The sequence below is a fragment of the Microbacterium xerophyticum genome, from assembly GCF_053543555.1.
Map to the genome: position 1 here is coordinate 44,922 of NZ_JBLVOB010000004.1, position 3,542 is coordinate 48,463.

Annotated in this window: 6 protein-coding genes; all 6 read right to left on the bottom strand. The window is 65.0% G+C overall.

All coding sequences use genetic code 11. The annotated features are described in order from the left end of the window. Positions 1 to 23: 23 nt before the first annotated feature. Entirely contained in the window at positions 24 to 422 is a 399-nt protein-coding gene (gene rpsK / locus ACNPNP_RS02760; protein ID WP_033106075.1) for a 30S ribosomal protein S11, read from the bottom strand. Positions 423 to 452: 30 nt separating this feature from the next. After that, complete coding sequence (rpsM, locus tag ACNPNP_RS02765; protein WP_033106074.1) at positions 453 to 827, bottom strand: 30S ribosomal protein S13; 375 nt, start codon at positions 825 to 827, stop codon at positions 453 to 455. 134 nt (positions 828 to 961) lie between these two features. Next, positions 962 to 1,078 (bottom strand): 50S ribosomal protein L36, encoded by a 117-nt coding sequence (gene rpmJ, locus ACNPNP_RS02770; protein WP_033106073.1) that lies wholly within the window; start codon positions 1,076 to 1,078, stop codon positions 962 to 964. Positions 1,079 to 1,137: 59 nt separating this feature from the next. After that, complete coding sequence (infA, locus tag ACNPNP_RS02775) at positions 1,138 to 1,359, bottom strand: translation initiation factor IF-1 (RefSeq protein WP_017201569.1); 222 nt, start codon at positions 1,357 to 1,359, stop codon at positions 1,138 to 1,140. A gap of 188 nt (positions 1,360 to 1,547) precedes the next feature. Beyond that, positions 1,548 to 2,207 carry a DsbA family protein gene (locus ACNPNP_RS02780; RefSeq protein ID WP_448964553.1) on the bottom strand — a complete coding sequence of 220 codons (660 nt, stop codon included), beginning with the start codon at positions 2,205 to 2,207 and terminating at the stop codon, positions 1,548 to 1,550. Between the two features lie 189 nt (positions 2,208 to 2,396). Continuing rightward, the gene (locus ACNPNP_RS02785) at positions 2,397 to 3,407 is read right to left on the bottom strand and encodes a hypothetical protein (protein WP_448964554.1); all 1,011 of its coding nucleotides are present in this window, start codon (positions 3,405 to 3,407) and stop codon (positions 2,397 to 2,399) included. Positions 3,408 to 3,542: the final 135 nt, after the last annotated feature.

A 3,542-nucleotide genomic window follows, 5' to 3' on the forward strand; every position in this document is an offset into this window, starting at 1 on the left:
AAGCATCCCTCCCAGCAACCGGATCAGACGCGACGGCGCTTCGGCGGGCGGCAACCGTTGTGCGCCTGCGGGGTGACGTCCTGGATCGAACCGACCTCGAGGCCTGCGGCCGTGAGCGAGCGGATCGCGGTCTCGCGGCCGGAGCCCGGACCCTTCACGAAGACGTCGACCTTCTTGACGCCGTGCTCCTGCGCCTGGCGGGCGGCCGACTCTGCGGCCATGCCTGCGGCGTACGGGGTCGACTTGCGCGAGCCCTTGAAGCCCACTCCACCGGACGATGCCCAGCTGATGACAGCGCCGGACGGGTCGGTGATCGAGACGATCGTGTTGTTGAACGTCGACTTGATGTGGGCCTGGCCCAGCGCGATGTTCTTCTTTTCCTTGCGGCGCGGCTTGCGCGCGGCGGCCTTGGGTGCAGCCATGAAAGTGTTCTCCTATTCCCTGGCCGCTGCTTAGCGGGCCTTCTTCTTGCCGGCGACGGTGCGCTTCGGGCCCTTGCGGGTACGGGCGTTGGTCTTGGTGCGCTGACCGCGCACCGGCAGGCCACGACGGTGGCGGATGCCCTCGTACGAGCCGATCTCGACCTTGCGGCGGATGTCGGCGGTGACCTCGCGGCGCAGGTCACCCTCCACCTTGTAGTTGCCTTCGATGTGATCGCGAAGCGTGATCAGCTGCTCGTCGCTGAGGTCCTTGACGCGGATCGACTCGTCGATCTCGGTCGCCTTGAGGATCTCGACGGAGCGGGTACGGCCGATGCCGTAGATGTAGGTAAGGGCGATCACCACGCGCTTGTCGCGCGGGATGTCAACGCCGGCAAGACGTGCCATGCGGTTCTCCTGGGATGTGTAGAGGTGTGGAGCAGGATGTGGACCCGGGCCTCTGTCCCGAGGTGTCCCTCACTCGCGTGAGTTCTTGATCCTGCCAGTGTGTTCAGTTGTGAGTTCCTGCGGGTCTGCTCGACTCAGCCCTGGCGCTGCTTGTGGCGCGGGTTGCTCTTGCAGATGACCATGACGCGGCCGTGACGGCGGATCACCTTGCAGTGATCGCACATGGGCTTGACGCTGGGGTTGACCTTCATTGTGTTCCTGTTCGCTGTCTTCGTGCACGCCCGGTGGCGCGCCGTTACTTCTCGACCGATCAGCGGTAGCGGTAGACGATACGGCCGCGGGTCAGGTCGTAGGGGCTGAGCTCCACGACCACGCGGTCTTCGGGGATGATGCGGATGTAGTTCTGCCGCATCTTTCCGGAGATCGTTGCAAGGACCTTGTGCCCGTTGCTGAGCTCAACGCGGAACATCGCGTTGGGCAGAGCCTCGGAGATCACGCCCTCGATCTCGATGACACCGTCTTTCTTAGCCATAGCCTCGCTGACGCTTCTGCAGACCGGTCGATCTGCGGTGGATGAGTGATGTGGTGACGCACCGGACGGACATGCCGAGGCACGGCGCAAGGCACCAACGGTCTATCTTATCGATCCGGATGCGATCCGGCAACTTGAGCTGCGTGGGGGCGACTCGCGACGGAAGTTGCAGCCCGCTTCGCAGGTGATCAGCCGAGGATCTCAGCGAACCGCGCGGAGATCTCGCTGTTCTCGATCCGCTCGCCGTCGATCTCGACAGTCGGGGTGCCGCTGATCTCGTGCTCGTCGGCCTGCGACTCGGTGAACTTCATGTAGCTGCCGTCCGCGATGCAGTCGGCTGCGGCTCCCGCGCCGGCCTCCTCCGCGAGCCCCGCGAGCTCATCGGCCGTGAGGCCCGCAGTGTTCTCGGCAGGCTGGTTCGTGAAGAGCGAGTTGAAGTAGTCGAGCGCGGAGTCAGGAGCCTCGGCGGCGACGCAGTACATCGAGCCGGCGGCGAGGGACGAGTACTCGTTCGTAGTGGAGTAGCGGTTGAGGATCGAGATCGGGTGGATGTTCAGGGTGATGTCGCCGTTCGCCGCGGCGGACTGCAACTGCTCACCGTAGGCATCTTCGAAGTCGCCGCAGATCGGGCACATGAAGTCGACGTAGGTGTCGATCTCCGTCTCGCCGTCGCCGAACACGATCGCGCCGGTCTCGTCGTTGATGATCGCGCTCTGCGGAGCGGTGCCGGGGTCGCTGGCCTGATTGTTGAGGAAGACCACGAGTGCGCCGAGCGCCACGAGAACGACGACGACCGCGATCGAGATGCCGATCGCGAACCAGTTGGTGTTGCTCTTTGCTGCTGCCATTGCTGTTCGTTCTCCTGGTGCTGGATGCCACGGGCGCGGAAAAATGCTGTGGGGGACGCTTCTATCGTCCCTGCAAAGTCTATGCACCCGTTGTGAGCGCGCCTCCCCCGCCTTGCCCCGCACCTCCGCTCCCCTACCGCTCGCCGAGACCGAGTTCACGGCATGAGACCGAGCCGGCCCACATCGGTCTCATGCCGCTGGGTCGGTCTCGCCCGGCGTAGGCCGCCATGGCTTTGCCCTCGCCCGAACCCTGAACGTGGCGAGCATCGCTGGCACCGGCGGCCGAACCATGCGCACGCCTGCGCCGTCCAGCGCGGCACGGAGCGGACTCACCTTCCAGGCGTCGCCAAGATCCCAGCGGCCCATTGGATGCTGATGGCGACGCAGCCTGTCTTCCCGACGCTTCTCGTCCCTGAGACGCCGGGCGGCCTCGGCCGGGTCGTCAAGTTCGTACTTGCCCCATCCGTCAGCTTCGCCGATCGCACCGTTCGACCGGAAGTAGAAGTCGCAGCGGTCGACATGACCCTCATAGCGGAATTCGCGCTGCAGTTCGGGCATCTCATACCCGCTCCACATGATGACAGCGCGGCTGATGCTCTCCGCGGGCGACTCGGACAATGCATTCGCGTGGCCCCAGACCCACCGCATCCTTGCGCGGCCACGCCGATCCTCGAGCTCGCGGCCACGTTCGATCAGAGCATCCAGACGCAGCGATCCGCCCTGAACCGCCGAGATCGACGCATCGGCGACGGCCAGAGCATCCGCGGGGTTCATCACCCGCGCCAGGTCGACCACGGTGTCGAGCAGCGATGTGACAAGGGTGGCACCGATCCGAACCACCCGGCGTGGGTCTCGGCTGGTGTGCACCCTGATATCGCCGTAACGCTGCGATGCCATGGCCCGCGGGTCATAGACATGGATGAACCTGCCCTCGCCGAACTGCGGAAGACCGTGGATCACTCCCGCCGACTCCAGGCAGAGGATGGCATCCGGATGGAGGCGAAGGTACGCGTGCACGCAGACCGCGTACTTCTGCCAGTCGTTGAGCGCCAGGTACTGCTTCTTGTCGACGTGAACGCCCTTGCGTACGCGATGCCACCGCGGCGCCTCCAGTCGAAGACCGAGCATCCTCGCGTCTTCACGGGTGTAGAGCGGCAGCGGGGAGAGTAGTTGTGCACGACCGGACAGCGTGTATGCCATGCGCACATCCTGAATGCGCAGCATCCCTGCCACCGTCCGGAAATCCACCAACTGTGTACAACTCCTCCCGCCTGCAAATGCGTGCGGGCAGAGTGGCTCGGGCCGAGTCCGCCTTCGAGACCGAGTCTCCGGCGT

Coding starts and splice junctions, on each gene's coding strand:
- rpsK (WP_033106075.1), bottom strand. CDS start 422: ATGGCTGCACCCAAGGCCGCCGCGCGCAAGCCGCGCCGCAAGGAAAAG.
- rpsM (WP_033106074.1), bottom strand. CDS start 827: ATGGCACGTCTTGCCGGCGTTGACATCCCGCGCGACAAGCGCGTGGTG.
- rpmJ (WP_033106073.1), bottom strand. CDS start 1,078: ATGAAGGTCAACCCCAGCGTCAAGCCCATGTGCGATCACTGCAAGGTG.
- infA (WP_017201569.1), bottom strand. CDS start 1,359: ATGGCTAAGAAAGACGGTGTCATCGAGATCGAGGGCGTGATCTCCGAG.
- ACNPNP_RS02780 (WP_448964553.1), bottom strand. CDS start 2,207: ATGGCAGCAGCAAAGAGCAACACCAACTGGTTCGCGATCGGCATCTCG.
- ACNPNP_RS02785 (WP_448964554.1), bottom strand. CDS start 3,407: ATGGCATACACGCTGTCCGGTCGTGCACAACTACTCTCCCCGCTGCCG.